The organism is Cohnella baijiui (genome assembly GCF_020731285.1).
GTDB lineage: Bacteria > Bacillota > Bacilli > Paenibacillales > Paenibacillaceae > Cohnella.
In genome coordinates, this window is record NZ_JAJFOW010000222.1 from 1 (window position 1) to 294 (window position 294).

At 50.0% G+C, this 294-nt stretch carries 1 protein-coding gene; it reads right to left on the reverse strand.

Going from position 1 to position 294, the window contains the following annotated elements:
- Nucleotides 1-181, reverse strand: a 181-nt coding sequence (locus tag LKX83_RS34605; RefSeq protein ID WP_370639174.1) for a TRAP transporter large permease subunit, incomplete at its 3' end; no start/stop codon positions are given.
- Nucleotides 182-294: the final 113 nt, after the last annotated feature.

Here is a 294-nt window from a genome sequence, read left to right on the forward strand (position 1 = left end):
GCGGAAAGGAATCGAGTGCGGAGAACATCCGCTGCGGTACCATGTTCATATTGAAATCACTCTGCATCAGAACGAATACGGTCGCTAAGGACAGACTGATTGCAATCGGTACCCGCAGGAGCATCATGACGAGGAACGAACTAAATAGCGTGAGGACCATGCGGCGTATCCTCCTTCTCATTTGGCATCTCTACGGCATCGACTGTATTAACGATCTTCTCCCCGCGAATCGCCTGCAGCAGCTTCTCGAGGAATCGGAACAAAAACATAATCCCTGAGATGGGCAGAATCAAA